Source organism: Sphingomonas aerolata (assembly GCF_003046295.1).
In the GTDB taxonomy this organism is placed as follows: Bacteria; Pseudomonadota; Alphaproteobacteria; order Sphingomonadales; family Sphingomonadaceae; genus Sphingomonas; species Sphingomonas aerolata.
The window spans coordinates 1,360,092-1,382,160 of sequence record NZ_PZZN01000001.1; the positions used below are offsets into that span (position 1 = coordinate 1,360,092).

The window sequence follows — 22,069 nt, forward strand, 5'->3', positions numbered from 1 at the left end:
ACGCGCGATCAGCACGCACCGCCCTGTCGGTGCGCGATAGCGCCATCTGGTGCCTGAGCCTGGTCTGCCTTGCCGCACATTTGATATCCCCGAACGGTGTCGGCGAACCGTGCTAGGCGCGGCTTAACTAATTACTACAAAACCGAAATTACTGTAATACCGTGCTGAATGCCGGTCAGCGTCGGGCAATCGCGGTGAGGTAGCCGGCGACCGCGTCATAGCCGGCTGCGCTCAGCGAGATTTCGATGCGACGCCGATCGGTCGGGTCGTTGACGCGGTCGATCAGCTTCAGCTTGTGGAGATGCTCGATCCAGCGTTGCGACGTGGTGACCGGTGCATCCGCCATCGCGACCAGCGCCTTGACGTTGGTCGGCCGGTGATCGCGGTGCGAAACGAACAGCGCGACGAGCATGTCCCAGGCCGGCTCGTGGAACAATTCGCCCGGCAGGAAGCGACGGCGCAGTTTACGATGCGCCAGAATCTCCTTGGCCCGGGCGACGAGCATTTCCTCGCTGATCGGGCTCGTCGCATCCTCGGCCCGCTGGTCGACGACCCGCGATGCCCGCGCCGTGAACTCCTCGCTGACGGCGGCCAGCCTCGATCCCAGATCCTTGATCAAGTCGGCAACGGATTCGTCTTTCACCACATGCTCCCGGTCGCCCACAGGGTCTTAAGCCCATAATGACCCAAATATGGCGGCACGCCGGCATAATGGTCAACATCATTCAGCTATCTGTTTTACCGCTCTATTCTTTTAGGTACACGCGATAGTCTCGGAACTTTCTTAAGATATGCAAAACGGGTTGAAATCTGTTCAGTTTGGTTGTGATTGGTGGCTTGCCCCGTGTGAGTTTTTGGCTGCAACAGGTAGAATTTTGTACCAATGTGAAACCAATATAAGGTTTGATCGCTTTTGCCCGCATCCGGCATGATCCTCCGGCTCGGATGCCCTCCTCGGAGATACGCGATGAATGCTGCACGCACCTATGAGCTTCTGCAGGAAGCCTGTCGCGCGCTCGAAGAGGCGGGCGATCATGCGATTGCGGCCTATGTCGGTGTCAGCATGGCGATGGTCGAGGAGAAGTACCTGGTCGGGCACGACCATCTCGACCCGATCGATCAGGACTGAAGCCAGCGCGGTTCCGCATGCCAAGGGCTTGTTATAGCGGCATGTCGGGCCGATGTCCGGACGTCACGCGTTGGCCGTATCAACCGTGCGAAAGGATGTCGTGCCCGCTTTCCTGCCTGCCTATCTGAACGCGATCGGGACTGCGGTCCCCGGCCATGACATTCACGAGGCGTTTATCCGCTGGGCACGCGACCGGGTCGATGCCCGTTCGGCCAGGCTGTTCGATCGTATGGCGGGGCGATCGGGTATCGCGCACCGCTGGTCGGTCCTGCCCCCGACAAAGGCCATCGCGGTCGCGGACGGCGTCGACAGCGGCGACACGCAGCGGCTGCATGCCGGGTCTCCGGTCGACCCGGGCGGCTTTTACGCGATCGATCCGCATCCCGGCACCGCGGAGCGGATGGCCATCTATGCCGACGCCGCACCCGGTCTTGCCCTCGAGGCCATCGCCGCGCTTCAGGAAACGATCGCGCTCGGCACGATAACGCATCTGGTGGTGGCGAGCTGCACCGGGTTCGTCGCGCCCGGCATCGACCAGATCATCGCCCGCAGGCTCGCGCTGCCCGCGACGGTCGAGCGGCTGCTGATCGGGTTCATGGGATGCTATGCCGCGGTCGTCGCGCTCCGCAGCGCGCGGCATATCGTCCGTTCCGAACCCGGGGCGCGCGTGCTGGTCGTCACCGTCGAACTGTCCACGCTGCACCTGCAGGCGGTGTCCGAGATCGAGCCGCTGCTGGCGATGCTCCAGTTCGGCGACGGTGCCGCCGCGGCGCTGGTGACCAGCGATCCGAGCGGATTCGAACTCGAAGCACCGTTCGCCACCGCATTGCCCGACAGCGAGGCGCTGATCCGCTGGGACATCACCGACCAGGGCTTTGCGATGCACCTGTCTGGAGAAGTACCGGGGCGGATCGCGCAGGCGCTCGCCGATCCCGCCTTCCGTGCCGCAGCGAGCGGCGGACGCCCCGCCGATACGGTCGACGGATGGGCGGTCCATGCCGGCGGGCGATCGATCCTCGATGCGGTCGAGCATGCCCTGGCGCTCCCGGCGGATGCGCTCGACGCGTCGCGTGCGGTGCTGTCGGCGAACGGCAACATGTCGTCGGCGACGCTGATGTTCGTGCTGCAGCGGTTGCTCGCCGGGCCGGACATCGCACGCGGCGTCGCGCTGGCGTTCGGCCCGGGTCTCGCAGCCGAGGGTATCGGCTTCCGAAGCGCACCGCGATGTTGACGACGCGGGCGCAAGCCGAGGAACTGATGGACGCCGACGACCTGTCGCCGGAAACCTATGCCGCGGTGGTCGCCGATCTTGCGAAGGTGAATGTCGTGACGATGGCGGCGCGTCCGACGCTTGCCTTTCTGAAGCGCGTCATCGCGGGCCGGACGCGGCTGAGGCTGCTCGATGTCGGGTTCGGCGATGGCGACATGCTGAGGATGATCGAGCGCTGGGCTCGCCGGCGAGGCGTGGACACCGAACTGGTCGGGGTAGACCTCAACCCACGCAGCGAACAGGCCGCGCGCATGCATACGGACGCGGGATCGACGATCCGCTATATCACGGGGGATTACGCCGATCTTGCCGGTCAGAGGGGCGCCGAACCCCGCTGGGACGCGATCGTCAGCAGCCTGGTCGCGCACCATATGAGCCATGCCGAACTGGTCGCATTCCTTCGGTTCATGGACACGCATGCGCGGTGCTGGCTGATCAACGATCTGCATCGCCACGGGTTTGCGCATCGCGGATTTCCGATTCTCGCACGGCTCGCGCGCTGGCATCCGATCGTGCGTCACGACGGGACGCTGTCGATCGCGCGGTCGTACCGGCCCGATGAATGGCCCGCGATCCTCGACGAGGCGGGGATCCGCGGTGCGCGCGTGTTCCGGGCGTTCCCGTTCCGGCTGTGCGTCGAACGGCTGCGGTGACCGCGACGCGCGCGCTGATCGTCGGCGGCGGGCCGGCAGGGGCGGCGGTCGCGATCGAGCTTGCACGCGCGGGCCTGCCGCATCTGTTGATCGAGCGTAGCCGCGAGACGGGCGACGCCTTGTGCGGCGGTTTCCTCAGCTGGCGGACGCTCGACACGCTGGCGCGACTAGGAATCGATCCGGATCAGCTCAACCCGGCGCGAACGACGACCGTCCGGATCTTTGCCGGTAGCCGCGTCGCGCATGCCGCGCTGCCAAGGCCTGCACTATCGGTGTCGCGACGGCGGCTCGACACCGTTCTGCTCGCCGCCGCGGTGGCGCAGGGCGCAGCGGTCGAACGCGGGGTGACCGTCCGGGCGATCGAAGACGGCCAGGTGCGGACCGCCGATGGCGCGGTGATCGCCGCACCCGCGCTGTTCCTGGCCAATGGCAAGTCGGATGTCCGCGGGACCGCACGGCCGGCAAGCGCACGCGGCGCCGATCCGACGCTGGGGATACGCGTCCGCATCATGCCCCCGCCGGCGATGGCCCGCGCGCTGGCGGGGCAGATCGACCTGTATCTCTTCGACCGGGGCTATGCCGGGCTTGCGATGCAGGAGGATGGCAGCGCGAACCTTTGCATGGCGGTACATCGCTCGCGGTTGCAGGAGGCGGAAACGCCGGCGGATCTGCTCGCAGAGCTTGGCCGCGCAATGCCTGTGCTTGGCGAATGGGTCGCCGCGATCGCGCCGGATGCGACGATCGATGCGATCGCCAACGTCCCCTATGGCTGGCGCCAGACGACGGGGCAGGCGGGGCAGTACAGGCTGGGCGATCAGGCGGGGGTGATCCCGTCGCTGGCCGGCGAGGGCATGGGCATCGCGCTGGCCAGCGGACTCGCCGCCGCGCGCGCCTATCGCACCGACGGGGCAGGGGGCGCAGCGGAATGGCAGCAGCAGCTGGCGCGCACGCTCGCGCGGCCGATCGGGGTGGCGGGCGCGGTGCGCCGGGTGGCCGAAAGCCGCGGTGTAGCCCGGCTTATCCCCTTCGCGCATCCCGTACTGATCCGGATGCTCGCGCAGGCGACCCGGATCGGCGCGTGACGCGCGGTCGCGCGGCGATGAATACTGTCGACGAAACGCCGGGCGGAGTGCGCGTACCAAGGCTGCACACGCGAACCGCTTGTCGGCGCCGCGGTTAAGGCGTATTTCGTCGACCCTTCATGGCTCGCGCGCGTCCCGCTTCCCGCCCCTCTCGGCCTCGCTCCTCATGGCGCCGCCGGTTTGTCCTCCTCCTGAAGGTTCTCGCCGGTATTGCCATCCTCGCGCTCGGCGCGCTGGTGATCGCGATCTATATCGCCCGCGCGCAGCTGCCGAGCTTCGAAAGCCTCAAATCCTCGCCCAACGGCCAGATGATCCGGGTACATGCTGCCGATGGCAGCGTGATCGTGTCGATGGGGCCGAGTTTCGGCGAATGGCTTTCCTATGGCCAGATCCCCGCGGTGATGCGAGACGCGACCGTCGCGGTCGAGGATCGTCGGTTCCGATCGCATCTCGGCGTCGATCCGGTCGGGATCGCACGCTCGGTCAAGGTGCGGTTCGATCGCGGGCGCTGGACGCAGGGCGGGTCGACGATCACGCAGCAGTTGGCGCGTAACGTCTTCCTGAACAACCAGAAGAAGTTCGGGCGCAAGTTCCGCGAATGGATCCTGGCCTTCGCGCTCGAGCGCAAGTTCAGCAAGGATCAGATCCTCGAACTCTACCTCAACAAGGTCTATTATGGCGGCGGCGCCTACGGAATCGACGCCGCGTCGCGCAAGTTCTTCGGCCACGGGGCGGACCGCCTGTCGCTGGCCGAAGCGGCGGTGATCGCCGGGCTCGTCAAGGCACCATCCAACTATTCGCCGACCGCCGATGCCGAGGCGGCGATGGGCCGTGCGGGCGTCGTGCTGAAGACGATGGCGGAAACCGGCGTCATCAGCGCGGGCGAGGCGGCCGATGCGGATGTACAGGGTCTCAAACTGGCACCCGAGCCGAAGCAGAACAGCGTCCGCTACTTCACCGACTGGGCCTTGCCGCAGCTCGACACGCTGATCGACGAAACCGAGGCGCCGCTCGAGGTGTGGACGACGCTCGACCTGTCGATGCAGCGCGATGCCGATGCCGCGATCCGGGCGAATGCCCCCGCGGGTGCACAAGGCGCGCTGGTGTCGCTCGACCGCGATGGCGCGGTTAAGGCGATGGTCGGCGGCAAGGACTATGTCTCGTCGATCTACAACCGCGCGACGCAGGCGGTCCGCCAGCCGGGTTCGGCGTTCAAGCTTTTCGTGTATCTTGCCGCGCTCGAAGCCGGGCACAAGCCGGAGGATTCGATCGTCGACGAACCCGTGACGATCGACGGATGGAGCCCGCGCAACGATTCGCGGCGCAATTCCGGCGCCGTCAGCCTGCGTACGGCCTTTGCCTATTCGCTCAACACCGTCGCGGCCAAGCTGGGGCAGGAGGTCGGCTTCACGACCGTCGCGGACATGGCGCGGCGGTTCGGGATCACGACGACGGTCAACACGCATCCCTCGATGGTGCTGGGCACGTCGGAGGTCCGCGTGATCGACATGACGCGCGCCTTTGCCAGCGTCGCGAGCAAGGGCGTCGCGGTGACCCCCTATGGCATCACTCGCGTGACCGCGAACGGCCAGACGATCTACACGCATGAGGTCGATCGCAGCCACGTCCTTGTCGCCCCCTATGTCGCCGCCGAGATGACCGACCTGTTGCAGACCGCGGTCAACACCGGCACCGGGCGCGCCGCGCAGATCGGCCGCCCGGTGGCGGGGAAGACGGGCACGACGAGTTCGTCGAAGGATGGCTGGTTCCTCGGCTTCTCGAGCGGCATCACCACCGGCGTGTGGATGGGCCGCGACGATGCCAAGCCGATCTCCGGACTGCACGGCGGTACGGCACCGGCGCGCGCCTGGGCCGCGTTCATGAAGCCCGCCACGGCCAATCGCCCGATCGAGCAGTTCGAGACGCAGGTGACCCTGCCCGAATGGCAGCTCGAACCCGATGAGGAGAGCTATTTCGGCCAGCCCGACAACGGCCAGATGATGGTCGACGAGAATGGCAATCCGATCGAGCCTGGCGGTGTTCCAGATATGCCAAGCGATGCCCCGGCGGGTGAGCCGATACCGCGCCCCGATGCGGACCCGTCCGACCAGGCCCCGCCGGTGCCGCAGCAGCAGTTGAACCAGGACTGGATCGACAGGGTGACGGGCCGGGACGCACCACGCCGCGATCCCGCCGCGCCGCAGCCCCGCGCGCCCCAGCGGGACTGGTCACGCGAGAGTTCGCGCGATCGCTTTCAGGACGATCGACCGACCCAGTGAAGCGCCGCGCCATGCGTGCGTAGCCAGACGCGCGCAGGGGTGGGGTCCTCACCATAGAGATCGGCGACGAGCGCGTGGAAGGCGGGCGCGTGGTTCATGTGGACGCGGTGGGCGACCTCATGTGCCACCGTTGCCCGCCGTACGAAGCCGGGGGCGAGGATCAGCCGCCAGCTGTAGCGGATCACCCCGCTCGACGCGCAGCTGCCCCAGCGGCCCCTGGCATCGCCGATCGCGACCTGCGTGACGCTCACCCCCGCCTTGGCGGCATATTCGGCGGTTTCCTGGTCAAGCAGGTCCAGCGCGGTACGCTTGAGCCATGCCTCGACACGGCGCGCAATCGTCTCGACGGGACCGGACAATGACAGGATCGCGCCGTCGCGGACCACCGTGCGGCGGCTGCCCGGGGTCCACGCGATCGTCACCGGCTCATCGGCGACCATCACAACCGCATCGGGAACGAAGGGCTGCGGCCGCGGCAGCCGCGCGCGCTGTTCGGCGATCCAGTCTGCTTTCTCCTCCGCCCAGGCCAGCGCCTGCTTCAGCGCCGCCCGCTTGGGCAGGACGAGCCGGGCGCGGCCGCTGGCGGGATCGATCGACAACCGTGCCCGGCGTGCGCGCGGATGCCGGATGATCTCGAGACCGTCGATCACCGCGTCAGAGTTCGCGGTCGATCACGTGATATTCGAGCTCGCCGGCCTCGTCCTCGCTGATCGTCCAGCCGCGGACCGACTGTTTGGCGCGGTGGACCGCCTCGCGGTCGCCGCAGACGAGATAATGCCACTCGGGAAGCTGCTCGCCCGCCGCGCGCAGGCGATAGGCGCAGGTCGAGGGCAGCCAGTCGATGTCGCGGACGTTCGACGTCGTGAGGCGCACGCATTCGGCGACATAGGCGTGGCGGTGGCGATAGTCCGAACACTGCCCGCTGCGCCGGTCGAGCAGCCGGCACGACACATTGGTCGCGACGAGCTCGCCGGTATCCTCGTCCTCGAGCTTGTGGATGCAGCATTTGCCGCAACCGTCGCACAGGGCTTCCCACTGGCCGCGGTCGAGCTTCTCGATCGGCGTGTCTTCCCAGAATCTGGCGCTCATCGGGCCCAGCGCTTGATGTCGTCGGCCAAGGCCTGTGGTCCCTTATCCTGTGGCAGCAGCGCGAGAGGCTTGCCGTCCGGATCCATCAGATAGGCCTGACGCGAGTGATTTACGAGGTAACCGCCACCGGGCGCGGCATCCCCCTTGGCTGAGAAGATCGCGAATTCCTTCTTTACGGTCTCGATCGCCGCGGGACTGCCGGTGAGCCCGACGATGCGCGGATGAAAGGCGGTGACGAACTGCTTGACGACCGCAGGGGTGTCGCGCGTCGGATCGACGGTCACGAAGATCGGCACGATCCGCGCCGCAAGCGCCGGATCGCTGGCCTCGAGCAGCTTCATCGCGCCGCCGATCGTCTGCATGTCGGTCGGACAGACGTCGGGACAGAAGGTGTAGCCGAAATACATGATCCGGTATTGGCCCGCGAACCGCCGGTCGCTGACCTGTTGGCCGTCCTGATCGACGAGCGTGAACGGCCCGCCGATCCGCGCGCCGGCAAGCGGCGGCGTCGCGGGCGCCGCGCTCGTATCGGGCGCAGAGGGGCTGCACGCCGCGAGTGCGAGGGCGGCGAGAAGGGCGGGGCGTCGATTGGTCATGATACAGCCAGCCTTGATCTGTTAGCCCGTGCGGCGCAAGCGTCGCACATCACCCGCGTCCCGAGGATCGATCGATGTCGTATATCCGCCAGTGCCCCGCCCTGACGACGGGCGCCAAGACCATGGGCGCCCTGTTGATGGGAGCCGTGATCGCGCTTCCCGTTGCCACCCTGATCGCCCCGCATGTCGCACACGCGCAGAACCAGTCGGAAGGCTATAAATTCCTGAACGCGGTGCGCGAGTCGAAGAACAACGAGGTTCTCGAAATGCTCGGACGTCCGGGCAGCAGCATCGTCAACGCACGCGACGTCTCGACGGGTGAGGGCGCGTTGCACATCGTCATCAAACGTGCCGACGAGACCTATCTGCGGTTCCTGCTGCAAAAGGGCGCCGACGCCAATCTGCGCGACGGCAAGGGCAACACGCCGCTGCTCCTCGCGGTGACGCTCGGCCAGACCGACATGATCCCGATCCTGACCGCTGCCGGCGCCAATCCGAATCTCGCCAATTCGGCAGGAGAGACTCCATTGATCCGCGCCGTTCAGCGCCGCGACATCGCCATGATCCGCGTGCTGCTCAACGAAAATGCCGATCCCGATCAGGCGGATATCATCGCCGGCATGTCGGCGCGCGATTATGCCAAGCAGGATGGTCGCAACGTCGTGGTGACCAAGCTGCTGGCCGATGCGCCGAAGAAGACCCGCAAGGCAGTTTCGGGGCCGAAATTCTGACGATCCCGTCGCCGGGCGGCTGATCCTGCCGCGTATCGGGAGGATCAGCCGCCAGCCGGATCAGAAGGCGAGACCGGCGGCGTCGGGATCGACCTGTGCGATCAGACGGCGTGCGGCGCGTCTGGCGAAGGCCAAAGTGCAGCGCTTGCGGACATGCGCGGGCAGGGGGGTCGTATGCGCCTCACGGACGATCGCGGCGTCATAGCGGTCAGCGACGATGATCCCGGTACGTTCGGGCAGAAACGCCGCCCCCTGCAGCGGCCGCATGTCGAACCCGGCCGGCACCGCCCAGAAATAGCGATCGCAATGCCCGAGATACTCAGGCCATTTGCCATCACCGACCAGGTCCGCGCGCGACACCTTGATCTCGACGACGACGATCTGCCCGCGGGCATCGATCGCCATCAGATCGGCGCGACGCCCCCCGTCGAGGGGAACCTCCGCCATCGCGGTCAGGTCGTGGCGCAACAACATCCGGATCACGCCGCGTGCCACATCGGCGGCACATAAGGGCGATCCGGGTTCGTCGATGCAGGAGTCCGGGGGGCTGTCGAGCATGCGCCAGAAATAGAACAATCCGCGAACGACGCAAGCGCGTTCACGGATTGTTTATAGCTTTGGCGATGCAGGTAGGATTCTGATCACGATCCGAACCCTGTCCGGATCGACTGTCGATCAGCGATAGAAGACGTGGTTGCCGATCGAAGCGACCTTGATCACGCGGCCCGCGGGGCGGCGATCGGCGGTATTGAAATACAGTGCCTTCTCGGCCGGGCTGTTCCACGCATCGGCCAGTGCGACCTTCGCGACGGCGATGGCGGTGCGGTACGACGTGCCCTTGTTGATCGCGGGGATCTGGCCGCCGCGAACAAAGCTGAACTGGCCGCGCTGCTTGACGACGTCGCAGACGTCGGCGGGGAAGCGGCCCGACTTGGCGCGGTTGATGATGACTTCGGCGACGGCGAGCTGACCGGTGAGCGGCTCGCCCTTGGATTCAAAATAGATGGCGCCGGCAAGGCACTGGAGCGCTTCGTCGGCGGCGGCGCTATCCTGCGCGGCAACGGCCTGGGCAAGCGTTTCGAATTCTTCGTCTTCGATTTCGGCCGACGTCGGGACGGCGGTCTGTGCAGCGGGCTCGACGGCGGTGACAGGCGTCACGGCGGGAACGGTCTGCGGAACATTCTGAGAGGAGAGGGCGTTTAGATTTGCGAGTGCGGTAAGGCTGGCGGTCGAGCGATCGACGCCGGTCGCCTGGCTGGGCGCGCTGTTGCCGAACAGGCCGGCGAGAGAGAAGGTCATGACCGCAATCGTTGCGGCCCGCTGCAAAATCGTCATTCAAACTTATTCAGATGCGGTTGGACCACGGAACCAATCGTACGAGCCGATCGTCCAGGCATCCCCCCGACTGCGTAACTGATCCGGATCGCACCCGTCCCAGCACAACGCCAATCAATGTTGAATATCCCCTCTATCGGGGGGACTTTGGAGTCAATCGGCCAGGATCGTTTCAGCGGCGAACCGTTCCGCCGCTGCGACATCCACCTCGATCACCCAGAGATCCGGGTCGCTCGACCGCCGTCGACGCCAATAGCCGTCGAGGTCTTCGGGCGGAGTCGAGTCGATCAGTGCCGTTCGCCCATCGGCGCCGATCCCGCGCTCGAGTAGGCGGGGCAGGGCGCCCCGATCGATGGCGACCACGAGGATTGCGCCGCCCTGTGCGTCCCCTTTGGCGAGCACCGCACCAAAACCGCCCGCGTCGTTGACCCGTCGGAGCAGCGCGCTGACGAGGACGCCGCTGGGAAGGCGGTCGCTCATCGCAGGACCATCACGGCAGCGGACGCGGCGAGACGCGGTATCCGGGAAGCCCGGCCAAGGCGATCCGCGAGCGCATGAACGTACCCGTCCCCCGCGCCGCCTCCTCCCCCTCGGCGTCGATCAGCCGGGCATCGGCGACGAACACGCGGCGCTTCCCGCTGATCCAGCGGCCTTCGGCGATGACCGGCCCCGCCTTTAACGGGCGGGTCAGCAACAGGTTGAACGCGGTCGTCAGGAGAAAGCGATCGGTGACGAGGCTGTTTGCGGCATAGAAGGCGGCATCGTCGAGCATCTTGAAATAGCTCGTCCCATGCGCGGCACCGCCGGCATGATAATGACGTTCGTCGATCGTGAACCGGATCCGCGCAACACCGGCCTCCGGTATCTCGAGCGTCGATTCGAAGAAGCGGTTGATCGGCGCACAGGCGTAGAGCGATTCGAGCGCACGAAAATGCGCCTCGGCGCCGGCGGAGGCCAGTTCAGGCGGCATCACGGACCGCATCGGCGGTGAACAGCGCATAGAGCGCATCGGTCGAGCCTGCACCGCGCAGCTTGTCGAGGAACAGCTTGTCGCGCAGCCGACGCGATATCCGGGCAAGCGCCTTCAGGTGAACCGCACCCGCGTCGGTCGGCGACAGCAACATGAAGACGAGATCGACGGGCAGATCGTCGACGGCCTGAAAATCGATCGGCTGCGCCAGTCGCGCGAACACCGCCGTGACCTGTGTCAGTCCGTCGAGCTTGGCATGCGGGATCGCGACACCACCGCCAAATCCCGTCGAGCCCAGCTTTTCGCGGGCAATCAGACGGTCCGCGATAGTTTTTGCGTCGCCTTCGACAATGTCGGCAGCAAGCGTGGCGACATGGTGAAGCACGGCCTTTTTGTTTGCCGCGACCATGCCGGTCAGGACCGCGTCCGGACGCAGCATATCACTGAAGTCATTCATGCTGTTCATGTCTCAAAGCGCCCCCGCACGCCCCGCCTTAACGGTTTGCACGGGGGCGTAAAGCGCAGCGTCACAACAGCTGTTGCGGCTCGCGCGCTCTATTATGGTGCGGCGGATGCGGAGCGTTGCGGTTCGACCCAGCCGATCGTGCCGTCACCGCGGCGATAGACCATGTTATGCGCGCCAGTACCCGCATTCATGAACAATAGTGCGGCTGTATTGCGAAGATCCAGCATCATCACCGCGTCGGATACGCTGGCCTCGGGGATGTCGACGCGCGTCTCGGCAATGATCAGGGGCGCATCGGGGGCATCGTCCTCGGTGACCTGCTCCTGAAACAGCGTATAGCTTGCATTGTCATAGCCGTTGCTCTCCGCGATCGCCACGGCTTCACCGGCATGACGATCCTTCAGGCGACGCATATAGCGGCGAAGCTGGGTTTCGATCTTGGCCGCGGCGCTGTCGAACGCGGCACGGGCGTCATAGGCATCGGCGTGGCCCTTGAGCACCAGCCCCTTCATGACATGCGCGACGATATCGCATTTGAAGCCGGCATCATGCGGCCCCTTGCCGAACGTGACCTCGGCGGAAATGGCGCGCGAGAAATACTTGTCGGCGATACCCTGGAGTCGGTCTTCCACATGGCTGTTGAGCGCATCGCCAGTGGCGACCTGATGACCAGAAATCCGGATATCCATTATCGTCTCCTTCTCATCGGACGGTCCTATTGGCTCCGTCCGCCCGGCGTCATCCGGACGCCACGGCCCCCCAAATCGGATCCTTGATCCCCTTCATAAACGCGGCATGGGCCGCAAGGTCTCCCTCGCTGACCGTGAAAACACGTGGTTGCCGAACGACACGAGGCGCCGGTGCGACGACCGGAGTCGCAGCGGTGACGGTCCGCTCGCTGAGCAGGCCAAGACCGATCTGGCGACCACCCAACAGCTCGACATAGACCTGCGCCAGAAGCTGCGCGTCGAGCAGCGCGCCGTGGAGAACGCGGTGACTCCGATCGATCCCGAACCGCGAACACAGCGCATCAAGCGAATGCTTCGCGCCCGGATGACGGCTGCGGGCGATCTGCAGCGTATCGATCATCCGGTTCAGGTGAATGATCGGCCGTCCGCATTTGACGAGTTCGCCGTTGAGAAACGAGAAATCGAAGCTCGCATTATGTGCGATCATCGGCGCATCGCCGACGAAATCGAGCAGGTCCGCCACGCCCTCGCCGAACCGCGGCTTGTCGGCGAGAAACGCCTGGCTCAGCCCGTGGACGTTGAACGCCTCGACCGGCATGTCGCGTTCGGGATGGTAATAGGCGTGGAAGGTACGCCCGGTCTCGACCCGGTTGACCATCTCGACACAGCCGATCTCGACCATGCGATCGCCACCGGAAAAGCTGAGGCCGGTGGTTTCGGTATCGAAGACGATCTCACGCATCCGGCTGTTATCGGCGCTCACGTCCCGTCACGCAAGCGATCACCGCACGAACCTGCGCGCGGGTTTTGTCGAAACTCGTGTCGGTGCGAATGACATGATCGGCACGCGCGCGTTTCTCGGAATCGGGTGTCTGGCGGGCGAGGATCGCGGCGAAACGCTCGGCGGTCATGCCGGGGCGGGCGAGCACGCGGGCACGCTGGACATCGGCGGCGGCGGTCACGACGACGATGCAGTCGACGCGCGCGTCACCGCCGGTTTCGAACAACAGCGGCACGTCGAACACGACCAGTGCGCCGGCATGAGAATCGAGAAACGCCTGACGCTCCTCACCGACCGCGGGATGCACGATCGCCTCGAGACGGCGGATCGCGGCGTCGTCGCCGAACACCGCCGCGCCCAATCTTGCGCGGTCGACGGCACCGTCATGGACAGTGCCGGGAAACGCGGCGCCGATCGGGTCGACGAGTCGGCCGCCGATACTCTGCAGCTTGTGGACCGTCGCATCGGCGTCGAAGACGGGGACGCCTTCCTCCGCGAACATCGCGGCGACCGCGGATTTGCCCATGCCGATCGATCCGGTAAGCCCGACGATCATGCGGTGAGCAGCGCGCGCAAGGCCTCGTCGCGGTCCCGCGGAGGTTCCACGTGGAACAAAATCTCGAACGCGACCGCCGCCTGGCCGATGAGCATTTCGAGCCCGTCGACGGTTTCGAGATCGCGCGCGCGGGCGGCCTTGAGCAGTCCGGTCTCGAGCGGCGAATAGACGATGTCATAGACGAGCGAGTCGGGATCGAGCGCGCCGAGATCGAGGTCGAGGGGCGGCTGACCGGCCATGCCGAGGATGCTCGCATTGACCAGCAGCCGCGAAGGCGGGACCGCCGGGCCGATCGGCAGCGCCTGTCCCTTGAGCTTGAATGTCGACAGCAACGCCGCCGCCTTCAGAGGATTGCGGTTGAGGATCGTTACCGGGCCGACGCCCATGCGCGACAGCGCGAACAGGATCGCGCGCGCCGCGCCGCCTGCACCGATCACGGTGACGGGCTGGCCGGCGATATCGAGATCATCGATCGGCGCCCAGAACCCCGCAGCATCGGTATTCGTACCGATGCAGTCGCCGGTGGAGTTGCGGAAGACGGTATTGATCGCGCCGATCGAACCCCGGACGTCGCCGGGGTCGGACACGTGGTCGAGCGCCGCCAGCTTGTGCGGCATGGTGATATTGCACCCCCGCCAGGCGGGATCGCTCTTCCGCTCGGCGAAATAGGCGGGAAGCTCTTCCGCGGTGACGTGCTTGTGCCGGTACTCGGCGTCGATCCCGAGCGCGTCGAGCCAGAAGCCGTGGATCAGCGGCGATTTCGATTGGGCGATCGGATCGCCGATCACTTCAGCATAGGGGCGAGGGGTCATTCAGAGCTCCATAAGATCCCGGGCTGGCTGGCCGGCGTTCGACGCCGCCACCGCGCATCGATCGCGTGTAATCGATACCGCCGGGATTGCCAGACGAACGCCGATGCCCGTCAGCGGCCCACGTGCTAGGCGGGGAGTGCACCGCGTGTGCGGAGAAAATCGAGCACGTTCAGCAGCGGCATGCCGAGAACGGTGAACTGGCTGCCGTCGATCTTCGTGAAGAGCTGCGCGCCCGGACCCTCGATCCGGTAACAGCCGACGCACCCCGCGATCGCCGGCCACTCGGCTTCGAGATAGGTTTCGATGAAGGCGTCGGACAGCGGCCGGACATGCATCCGCGCACGCTCGACATGGCGCCACACCGGTCGGCCATTCTCCGCGATGACCGCCGCGCTCCACAGGTCATGATGCGTGCCCGACATCCGTCGCAGATGCGCGGCCGCGTCATCGCGATCGACCGGTTTGTCGAGGATCGTGCCGTCCTCCAGCGCGACGAGCGAGTCGCTGCCAAGGACGAGATGCCCCGGCATCCGCGCCGAGACCTTCGTCGCCTTGAGCTCGGCAAGCGCGTCGGCAAGATCTCGGGGTGACAGCGCGACCAGGGCTGCCTTGGCTGCATCCTCATCGACACCTGCAAAGGTCGCATCGAACGCGACGCCCGCCGCGGTGAGCATCGCGCGACGCGACGCACTCTGCGACGCGAGAATCAGCAGGCTCATGCCTCGGGTCGGCGCTGGTTGCACAGCGCGATGATCGCCGCCGCGGTTTCCTCGATCGACCGCCGTGTCACGTCGATCACCGGCCAGCCATTGTCCGCGAACATCCGCCGCGCAAAGGCGAGTTCGCGCATCACGGCCTCTTCCTCGACATAGGAGGTGTCCGGTGCCTGATGCAGCGACAGCAGACGGTTGCGTCGCACCTGAATCAGCCGGTCGGCGCTGGTCGTCAGCCCCACGATCAGCGGCTTTCGCAAGGCGTAGAGGATCTTCGGCGGCGGGCTTTCGACGACGATCGGGATATTGGCAGTCTTGTAGCCGCGATTGGCGAGGTAGATCGAGGTCGGCGTCTTCGACGAGCGCGAGACGCCGGCGAGGACGATGTCAGCCTCCTCCCATTCTTCCCACGCGATCCCGTCGTCATGCGCGATCGTCCACTGGATCGCGTCGACGCGCGCGAAATAGGCGGCGTCGAGGACGTGCTGGCGACCCGGCCGCGCCTTGGCCTGCTGACCCAGCAGTCCCGACAGCGCATCGTTGACCGGATCGAGCGGCGCGACCGCGGGGAGACCAAGCGCAAGGCAGCGTTGTTCGAGGATCCGCCGCGTCGCGGGGTTCACCAGGGTGAAGATCACGAGCCCGGGATTCTGCGCGACCTCCTGAAGGATGCGCTCGAGATGTGCCTCGGTGCGGACCATCGGCCAGAAATGGCGGACGGTCTCGACATCGTCATATTGCGCGAGCGCGGCCTTGGCGATGTTCTCCAGCGTCTCGCCCGTCGAGTCCGACAGCAGGTGAAGATGGAGCCGTATCATAGGTCGCATAGCCCTGCCGCGAGGGGCCATCGGAATGAATCTGTGGATAACATGCGGATAAGGGCTAGCGTAACTCACGCCTCCCGCCAAGCGGGCCGGTCGCTGTGGATAAGTCACCCTTTATCCACAGGGCCGCGCACAGCCCGAAAAGTTATCCACAGGCTGTGGGTTGCGGGAACGGTTGAATCGAATCAGCGCGTTTGTACGGGTGTGCAGAGGTCAAGCTGTTGGCATTTCCGGGATCACCGCATAAGTCCCGTGATCAACCGCCCAACCACTGCAACAACCTCTTTCTTGAATCTTCTTATAGTAGAAGAAGGGTGCTCCGCTGACCGATCCGACCCCCAATGTGCCGACCTTCAAGCCGCTTCTGGCGACGTTGCGCGGCGACCGTCAGGCGACCCCGCCGCTGTGGCTGATGCGCCAGGCCGGGCGCTATCTTCCCGAATATCGCGCGCTCAGAGCGGAAAAGGGCGGGTTCCTCGCGCTCGCGACCGATCCCAAAGCCGCGGCGGAGGTGACGCTGCAGCCGATCCGCCGGTTCGGCTTCGACGGCTCGATCCTGTTCTCGGACATCCTGATGATTCCCTGGGCGCTGGGGCAGGATCTGAGCTTCGGGGTGGGCGAGGGGCCGCGGCTCGAACCCGCGCTGGTCGATCATGCGCTCGATCGCCTGCAGTCGGTGCCGGAGCGGCTGGAGCCGGTCTACGAGACCGTCACGCGGGTTGCCGAGGCCTTGCCGCCCGAGACGACGTTCCTGGGCTTTGCGGGGTCTCCCTGGACGGTTGCGACCTATATGGTGGCGGGCAAGGGCAGCAAGGATCAGGGCGAGACCCGGCGTTTCGCCTATCGCGATCCGACAGCCTTCGGCGCGATCATCGATGCGATCGCGGACAACACCGTCGAGTATCTCGTCCGCCAGATCGAGGCGGGGGTCGATGCGGTTCAGCTGTTCGACAGCTGGTCGGGATCGCTGTCGCCCGCGCAGTTCGAACGCTGGGTGATCGCGCCGACCGCGCGGATCATCGACGAACTCCATGCGCGCTGCCCCGGCGTGCCGGTGATCGGCTTTCCGAAGGGGGCAGGGGGCAAGCTCCCCGCCTATGCGCGCGAGACGGGTGCGGATGCAATCGGGCTCGACGAGACGGTCGATCCGGTCTGGGCACACGCGTCACTGCCCGCCGACCTGCCGGTGCAGGGCAATCTCGATCCGCTCGCGCTGATCGCGGGCGGTGCGGATCTCGATGCCGCGATCGACCGGATCCTCGGGGCGTTCGGTGATCGTCCGCACGTCTTCAATCTGGGGCATGGTATCCTGCCCGACACGCCAATCACGCATGTCGAGCAACTGATCGCCCGCGTCAGGAGCACGACATGAGCGGTTTTCTCGGGGCGGCCTATGACTGGGTGAAGGCCGCGCACCTGATCTTCGTGATCTTCTGGATGGCGGGGCTGTTCATGCTGCCGCGCTATCTCGTCTATCATCAGGAAGCGCTGGCCGCGGGCAATGCAGCCGAGGCGGCGAGCTGGATCGAGCGCGAGGGCAAGATCCGCAAGATCATCCTGACGCCGGCGATGATCGTCGTCTGGGTGCTGGGACTCGCGCTCGCGCTCAACCTCGGGCTGGCGGACGGCGCGCCGGGGCTGGGGTGGCTGCATCTCAAGCTGCTGCTGGTGTTCCTGCTGACGGGCTATCATGGCTGGACGGTCGGCTATGCGAAGAAGCTCGCGGCGGGGAAGCCGACGCTGACGGGCAAGCAGTTGCGGATGCTCAATGAGATTCCTGCGCTGGCGGTGACGCTCATCGTCGTGCTGGTGATCGTCAAGCCGTTCTGACTCCCCACGTCATCCTGGACTTGATCCAGGATCCAGAGCGGCGGAGGACACCGTTTGTGGCTCTGGATCCTGGGTCGAGCCCAGGATGACGGTGAGGGCGGTCGCCCCGTCTCTGCTTGACTAACCGTCCCCCCAATTCTACCTCGATTCCCAGCACGGCCTCCTGGCGTCCTGCCCGGTCGTGTGGTCCTGCCTGTTCGGCTCGCCCAGTTCCGCTTTCCAGCGCACCCGCAGACCGAACCTGTTCCCGTTGATCGCTATCCGGAAATCCCCATGCATCTCAAAGACCTGAAGAAGAAGAAACCCGCCGAGCTGGTCCAGCTGGCCGAGGAACTGGGGGTCGAGAGCGCCTCGACGCTGCGCAAGCAGGACCTGTTGTTCGCGATCCTGAAGGTGCAGGCGGACAATGGCGACCAGATCATGGGGCTCGGCACGATCGAAGTGCTGCCCGATGGTTTCGGCTTCCTGCGCTCGCCCGAGTCCAACTATCTCGCAGGGCCCGACGACATCTACATCTCGCCGAACCAGGTGCGGAAGTTCGGCCTGCGCACCGGTGACACGGTAGAGGGCGAGATTCGCGGGCCGAAGGATGGCGAACGCTATTTCTCGCTGGTGAAGCTGACGGCGGTCAATTTCGACGATCCCGACGTCGTGCGCCACCGCGTCAATTTCGACAATCTCACGCCTCTCTATCCCGAGAGCAAGCTGACGCTCGATCCCGCCGACCCGACCGTCAAGGACAAGTCGGCGCGGGTGATCGACATCGTTTCGCCGCAGGGCAAGGGCCAGCGCACGCTGATCGTCGCGCCGCCGCGCGTCGGCAAGACGGTCATGTTGCAGAACATGGCCAAGGCGATCACCGACAATCACCCCGAGGTGTTCCTGATCGTCCTGCTGATCGACGAGCGCCCCGAGGAAGTCACCGACATGCAGCGCAGCGTGAAGGGCGAGGTCGTCAGCTCGACGTTCGACGAACCCGCGCAGCGCCACGTGCAGGTCGCGGAGATGGTCATCGAAAAGGCCAAGCGCCTGGTCGAGCACAAGAAGGACGTGGTGATCCTGCTCGACTCGATCACGCGTCTGGGTCGTGCCTACAACACCGTCGTGCCGTCGTCGGGCAAGGTCCTGACCGGTGGTGTCGATGCGAACGCGCTGCAGCGTCCGAAGCGCTTCTTCGGTGCCGCGCGCAACATCGAGGAGGGCGGCTCGCTCTCGATCATCGCGACCGCGCTGATCGACACGGGCAGCCGCATGGACGAGGTGATCTTCGAGGAGTTCAAGGGCACCGGCAACTCGGAAATCGTGCTCGATCGCAAGGTCGCGGACAAGCGCATCTTCCCGGCGCTCGACGTCGGCAAGTCGGGTACCCGCAAGGAAGAGCTGCTGGTCGACAAGGCCAAGCTCTCCAAGATGTGGGTGCTGCGTCGTATCCTCATGCAGATGGGCACGATCGACGCGATGGAGTTCCTGCTCGACAAGATGAAGGATTCGAAGACCAACGAGAATTTCTTCGACAGCATGAATCAATAACCGAGGGCGGCCTGCGCCACGCTGGCGCAGGACTCGCAGCGGTTCGACCGGCGGGGCAGCGCCCCGACCGACGACATGGGCTTCGCCCATGTCCGGCCAAGAAGACCGACCCAAAATGCGGCACGCGAGAGCAATGGCTTTCGTGTGCCGCTTTGCTATGAAACCCATTGAAATCCGCCATCTCCGCACGTCGGTGGTGGCCCGTCACCGGGAGCTGACATCTTGAGTATCATCGCCATGCTGGCCACCGCCGCATCGGGAGTAACCGGACCCGGTTCACCGCTGGAAATCTGGCAGCACATCGTCGCCGACTTCTCCAATCTCGGCGACCCGAAGGCGCTGGCCGCGTTCGGATCGGTCCTGATGATCGACCTCGTCCTTGCCGGCGACAATGCGATCGTCGTCGGCGCGCTCGCAGCGGGGCTTCCTGCTGACCAGCGCAAGAAGGTCATCCTGATCGGCATCGGCGCCGCGCTCGTTCTGCGCATCTTCTTCGCGCTGATCGTGACGTGGCTGATGGGGATCGTCGGGCTGATCTTTGCGGGCGGCCTGCTGCTGCTGTGGGTCAGCTGGAAGTTCTGGCGTGAAATCCGCGAGGGTGCGGAAAACGCCGGCTCCGAGGAAATCGAGGGTGACGAACGCTCGGGGATCAAGTCGTCCAAGGGCTTTGCCAGCGCCGCTTGGGCGGTCGCGGTCGCCGACGTGTCGATGAGCCTCGACAATGTGCTCGCGGTCGCGGGCGCAGCGCGCGAGCATCCGGGGATCCTTGTGATCGGCCTGTTGCTGTCGGTCGCGATGATGGGCCTGGCAGCGAACTTCATCGCGCGGATCATCAACCGCTATCGCTGGATCGCCTATATCGGCCTGGCGGTGATCCTCGTGGTTGCGGTGAAGATGATCTACGAGGGCTGGACCGGTACCGGCGAAACGCTCGGGATCGTCTCGCTGCTCGGCTGATCGGGGCAGCGTCCGGATAAGGAAAAGGCCTCGCCGGGATCGTCCGGCGAGGCCTTTTTCTTGGGCGAGGTGTGCGCGATCGGAGGAATCAGCGGCGGATGATCTTGCCGTTGAACATCCCGGGAATGTCGACCTCGGCACCCTTGGCAAGGTAGATCTTCCCGGTCACCATTCCTGAGACGCGCAGCTGGCAATTCGATCCCACGCGGACCTTTCCAGTGACCATCCCGCTGATGTCGGTATTCTCGATGATGTCGAGTGGGCCGGTCATCATGCGCGAAATCGTCTTCACCTCAGATGCTCGGCAAAGAATGCCGCGGTGCGTTCGTCTGCCAGCTTGGCCGACACATCCGACCGGCGCTCGCCGAACTCGGTCGCAAAGCCGTGATCCTCGCCCGCATAATCGTAGATCGTGACCTTGGGATGATCGTCGAGCCCGGCGTGCATCGCTGCCTGCGCGTCCTTGTCGACGAAATGATCCTCCTCGGGGACGTGGAGCAGCACGGGGTTTGCGATCGCGTGCTTCTCGCCGAGCAGCCCGTCGATCCCGACGCCGTAATAGCCGACGCTCGCATCGATGTCGGTGCGCGCCGCTGTCATGAAGGCGAGGCGGCCACCGAGGCAATAGCCGACCGCGCCTACCTTGGCGCCGTCACCAAGTTCGCTGCGCGCGGCGCGGATCGTCGCCTCGATATCGGCGATACCCTTGTCCTGGTCGAACTGGCCCATGAGTTCGAGCGCGCGATCGAATTCGGGCTTCACGTCCGGGTCGAGCTCGATGCCCGGCTCCAGCCGCCAGAACAGGTCCGGGGCGATCGCGAGATAGCCGGCCTCGGCGAGCGTGTCGCACTTGCGGCGGATGCCGGCATTCACGCCGAAGATTTCCTGGATCACGACGATCGCGGCCTTTGGCGTGCCGGCGGGGACCGCGCGATAGGCGGTGAAGCTGCCGTCGCCCGCGAGCGTCGGGATGGTGGTGGTATTCGTCATAGCAATCCTCCTTGCGGCCGTTCGAGATCGAGCAGCCGGGATTTTGTGATCGGGCCTTGGCCTGCGGAATACGCACCAAGCCCACCCCCGGCTCCGAGAATTCGGTGGCAGGGGACGACGATCGGAAACGGATTGCGCGCACAGGCCTGGCCGATCGCACGCGGGCTCGACCCGATCGCCTGTGCGAGATCGCCATAGCTGGCGGTCCGGCCGTACGGGACCGCAACGATCGCTTGGCGCAGCGCGTCACCGCGGGGCGTCTGCGATGGTGCGAGCGGAAGGTCGAAGACGGTGAGACGGCCGGCAAAATACGCGTCCAGCTGGCGGAGCGCTTCGCGGATCGCCGGGTTCATGGTCGCCTCGACGATACCGTCCCGGTCGATCGCGATCGCATCGATCCGGTCGGTGCTGCCGGTCACGCGGATCAGCCCGATAGGCGTTGCGATCGAGGCGGCATCCCGCGCATACATTGCCACGCTATGCCGCGCCCCGTCGTGCGGCTCAAGCGCCACCGAAAGGGCCGTCCATGAAGATGAACATCGAAATCGAATGCACGCCCGAAGAGGCCCGCCGCGCGGTCGGGCTGCCCGACCTGACGCCGATCCATGACCGCTATGTCGCGATGATGATCGAGGCGATGCCCGGGCTCGGCGACGGGGCGATGCAGCCCGAGATGATCGAGACGATGATGCGCGGGTGGCAGCCGATGGGCGAGGCGGGAATGGCGTTCTGGAAACGGATGTTCGACGGCGCGACGCAGACGGGCAAAACGGGCGGTTGAGTAACA

The 22,069-nt window shown here is 65.6% G+C and carries 29 protein-coding genes; 11 read left to right on the forward strand and 18 right to left on the reverse strand.

Annotated elements, in window-relative coordinates:
* Positions 1-175: 175 nt before the first annotated feature.
* Positions 176-643, reverse strand: coding sequence for a hypothetical protein (locus tag C8J24_RS06355; RefSeq protein WP_031395526.1), 468 nt, complete (start codon positions 641-643; stop codon positions 176-178).
* 324 nt (positions 644-967) lie between these two features.
* On the opposite strand from C8J24_RS06355, the gene C8J24_RS17530 reads away from it, so the two are divergent.
* From C8J24_RS17530 to C8J24_RS06375, 5 genes are all read left to right on the forward strand, one after another.
* Positions 968-1,129, forward strand: coding sequence for a hypothetical protein (locus tag C8J24_RS17530; protein ID WP_167396709.1), 162 nt, complete (start codon positions 968-970; stop codon positions 1,127-1,129).
* Between the two features lie 100 nt (positions 1,130-1,229).
* Positions 1,230-2,360, forward strand: coding sequence for a type III polyketide synthase (locus C8J24_RS06360; protein WP_420894096.1), 1,131 nt, complete (start codon positions 1,230-1,232; stop codon positions 2,358-2,360).
* The gene (locus C8J24_RS06365) at positions 2,354-3,052 is read left to right on the forward strand and encodes a methyltransferase domain-containing protein (protein ID WP_107931043.1); all 699 of its coding nucleotides are present in this window, start codon (positions 2,354-2,356) and stop codon (positions 3,050-3,052) included. The genes C8J24_RS06360 and C8J24_RS06365 overlap by 7 nt, the downstream gene beginning before the upstream one ends.
* Positions 3,049-4,134, forward strand: coding sequence for an NAD(P)/FAD-dependent oxidoreductase (locus tag C8J24_RS06370; protein WP_244180450.1), 1,086 nt, complete (start codon positions 3,049-3,051; stop codon positions 4,132-4,134). The genes C8J24_RS06365 and C8J24_RS06370 overlap by 4 nt, the downstream gene beginning before the upstream one ends.
* A gap of 119 nt (positions 4,135-4,253) precedes the next feature.
* On the forward strand, positions 4,254-6,413 hold the full coding sequence (locus C8J24_RS06375) for a transglycosylase domain-containing protein (RefSeq protein ID WP_107931048.1): 2,160 nt from the start codon (positions 4,254-4,256) through the stop codon (positions 6,411-6,413).
* Here the strand turns inward: C8J24_RS06375 and C8J24_RS06380 are convergent.
* The 3 genes from C8J24_RS06380 to C8J24_RS06390 are packed head-to-tail and all read right to left on the reverse strand — an operon-like array spanning position 6,389 to position 8,098.
* Positions 6,389-7,063, reverse strand: a complete 675-nt coding sequence (locus tag C8J24_RS06380; RefSeq protein WP_107931050.1) for a M48 family metallopeptidase — start codon at positions 7,061-7,063, stop codon at positions 6,389-6,391. The genes C8J24_RS06375 and C8J24_RS06380 overlap by 25 nt on opposite strands.
* A 4-nt stretch (positions 7,064-7,067) precedes the next feature.
* A complete protein-coding gene (locus tag C8J24_RS06385) occupies positions 7,068-7,502 on the reverse strand; it encodes a YcgN family cysteine cluster protein (protein ID WP_031395091.1) in 435 nt (144 codons plus the stop codon).
* Entirely contained in the window at positions 7,499-8,098 is a 600-nt protein-coding gene (locus C8J24_RS06390) for an SCO family protein (RefSeq protein WP_107931052.1), read from the reverse strand. The genes C8J24_RS06385 and C8J24_RS06390 overlap by 4 nt, the downstream gene beginning before the upstream one ends.
* A gap of 74 nt (positions 8,099-8,172) precedes the next feature.
* Between C8J24_RS06390 and C8J24_RS06395 the strand changes: the two genes are divergently transcribed.
* Positions 8,173-8,829 carry an ankyrin repeat domain-containing protein gene (locus C8J24_RS06395; protein ID WP_244180452.1) on the forward strand — a complete coding sequence of 219 codons (657 nt, stop codon included), beginning with the start codon at positions 8,173-8,175 and terminating at the stop codon, positions 8,827-8,829.
* Positions 8,830-8,889: 60 nt separating this feature from the next.
* On the opposite strand, the gene C8J24_RS06400 is transcribed toward C8J24_RS06395, so the two are convergent.
* From C8J24_RS06400 to C8J24_RS06450, 11 genes are all read right to left on the reverse strand, one after another.
* Positions 8,890-9,387 (reverse strand): MmcB family DNA repair protein, encoded by a 498-nt coding sequence (locus tag C8J24_RS06400; protein ID WP_031395094.1) that lies wholly within the window; start codon positions 9,385-9,387, stop codon positions 8,890-8,892.
* Between the two features lie 117 nt (positions 9,388-9,504).
* Positions 9,505-10,128 carry a cell wall hydrolase gene (locus C8J24_RS06405; protein ID WP_236559201.1) on the reverse strand — a complete coding sequence of 208 codons (624 nt, stop codon included), beginning with the start codon at positions 10,126-10,128 and terminating at the stop codon, positions 9,505-9,507.
* Between the two features lie 189 nt (positions 10,129-10,317).
* Entirely contained in the window at positions 10,318-10,644 is a 327-nt protein-coding gene (locus C8J24_RS06410) for a DUF1491 family protein (protein ID WP_107931056.1), read from the reverse strand.
* Between the two features lie 10 nt (positions 10,645-10,654).
* The gene (locus C8J24_RS06415) at positions 10,655-11,134 is read right to left on the reverse strand and encodes a PaaI family thioesterase (protein ID WP_031395097.1); all 480 of its coding nucleotides are present in this window, start codon (positions 11,132-11,134) and stop codon (positions 10,655-10,657) included.
* Positions 11,124-11,591, reverse strand: a complete 468-nt coding sequence (locus C8J24_RS06420) for a PTS sugar transporter subunit IIA (protein WP_107931477.1) — start codon at positions 11,589-11,591, stop codon at positions 11,124-11,126. The genes C8J24_RS06415 and C8J24_RS06420 overlap by 11 nt, the downstream gene beginning before the upstream one ends.
* A 101-nt stretch (positions 11,592-11,692) precedes the next feature.
* Entirely contained in the window at positions 11,693-12,289 is a 597-nt protein-coding gene (gene hpf, locus C8J24_RS06425; protein ID WP_031395099.1) for a ribosome hibernation-promoting factor, HPF/YfiA family, read from the reverse strand.
* A 49-nt stretch (positions 12,290-12,338) separates the two neighbouring features.
* Complete coding sequence (gene dnaQ, locus C8J24_RS06430) at positions 12,339-13,031, reverse strand: DNA polymerase III subunit epsilon (protein WP_056675084.1); 693 nt, start codon at positions 13,029-13,031, stop codon at positions 12,339-12,341.
* A gap of 7 nt (positions 13,032-13,038) precedes the next feature.
* Positions 13,039-13,626 (reverse strand): dephospho-CoA kinase, encoded by a 588-nt coding sequence (gene coaE / locus C8J24_RS06435; RefSeq protein ID WP_107931058.1) that lies wholly within the window; start codon positions 13,624-13,626, stop codon positions 13,039-13,041.
* Positions 13,623-14,438: a shikimate dehydrogenase family protein gene (locus C8J24_RS06440; RefSeq protein ID WP_107931060.1), complete on the reverse strand. Its 816-nt coding sequence runs from the start codon at positions 14,436-14,438 to the stop codon at positions 13,623-13,625. The genes coaE and C8J24_RS06440 overlap by 4 nt, the downstream gene beginning before the upstream one ends.
* Before the next feature lie 125 nt (positions 14,439-14,563).
* Positions 14,564-15,157: a Maf family protein gene (locus tag C8J24_RS06445; protein WP_107931062.1), complete on the reverse strand. Its 594-nt coding sequence runs from the start codon at positions 15,155-15,157 to the stop codon at positions 14,564-14,566.
* Positions 15,154-15,969, reverse strand: a complete 816-nt coding sequence (locus tag C8J24_RS06450) for a pyruvate, water dikinase regulatory protein (protein ID WP_031440906.1) — start codon at positions 15,967-15,969, stop codon at positions 15,154-15,156. The genes C8J24_RS06445 and C8J24_RS06450 overlap by 4 nt, the downstream gene beginning before the upstream one ends.
* A 349-nt stretch (positions 15,970-16,318) precedes the next feature.
* On the opposite strand from C8J24_RS06450, the gene hemE reads away from it, so the two are divergent.
* From hemE to C8J24_RS06470, 4 genes are all read left to right on the forward strand, one after another.
* A complete protein-coding gene (gene hemE, locus C8J24_RS06455) occupies positions 16,319-17,347 on the forward strand; it encodes a uroporphyrinogen decarboxylase (protein ID WP_107931064.1) in 1,029 nt (342 codons plus the stop codon).
* Positions 17,344-17,805: a CopD family protein gene (locus C8J24_RS06460; protein ID WP_031440904.1), complete on the forward strand. Its 462-nt coding sequence runs from the start codon at positions 17,344-17,346 to the stop codon at positions 17,803-17,805. The genes hemE and C8J24_RS06460 overlap by 4 nt, the downstream gene beginning before the upstream one ends.
* 273 nt (positions 17,806-18,078) lie before the next feature.
* A complete protein-coding gene (rho, locus tag C8J24_RS06465; RefSeq protein ID WP_031395107.1) occupies positions 18,079-19,335 on the forward strand; it encodes a transcription termination factor Rho in 1,257 nt (418 codons plus the stop codon).
* Positions 19,336-19,572: 237 nt separating this feature from the next.
* Complete coding sequence (locus C8J24_RS06470) at positions 19,573-20,292, forward strand: TerC family protein (RefSeq protein ID WP_037528574.1); 720 nt, start codon at positions 19,573-19,575, stop codon at positions 20,290-20,292.
* 88 nt (positions 20,293-20,380) lie between these two features.
* Here the strand turns inward: C8J24_RS06470 and C8J24_RS06475 are convergent, their stop codons facing one another.
* The 3 genes from C8J24_RS06475 to C8J24_RS06485 are packed head-to-tail and all read right to left on the reverse strand — an operon-like array spanning position 20,381 to position 21,752.
* Positions 20,381-20,566 (reverse strand): hypothetical protein, encoded by a 186-nt coding sequence (locus tag C8J24_RS06475; protein WP_146163642.1) that lies wholly within the window; start codon positions 20,564-20,566, stop codon positions 20,381-20,383.
* A gap of 14 nt (positions 20,567-20,580) precedes the next feature.
* Positions 20,581-21,282, reverse strand: a complete 702-nt coding sequence (locus C8J24_RS06480) for a dienelactone hydrolase family protein (RefSeq protein ID WP_107931069.1) — start codon at positions 21,280-21,282, stop codon at positions 20,581-20,583.
* Positions 21,279-21,752 carry a methylated-DNA--[protein]-cysteine S-methyltransferase gene (locus C8J24_RS06485; protein ID WP_107931071.1) on the reverse strand — a complete coding sequence of 158 codons (474 nt, stop codon included), beginning with the start codon at positions 21,750-21,752 and terminating at the stop codon, positions 21,279-21,281. Before C8J24_RS06485 ends, C8J24_RS06480 begins: the two co-directional genes overlap by 4 nt.
* A gap of 56 nt (positions 21,753-21,808) precedes the next feature.
* Between C8J24_RS06485 and C8J24_RS06490 the strand changes: the two genes are divergently transcribed.
* Positions 21,809-22,063 carry a DUF6489 family protein gene (locus C8J24_RS06490; RefSeq protein ID WP_031440901.1) on the forward strand — a complete coding sequence of 85 codons (255 nt, stop codon included), beginning with the start codon at positions 21,809-21,811 and terminating at the stop codon, positions 22,061-22,063.
* The last annotated feature ends 6 nt before the right edge of the window (positions 22,064-22,069 follow it).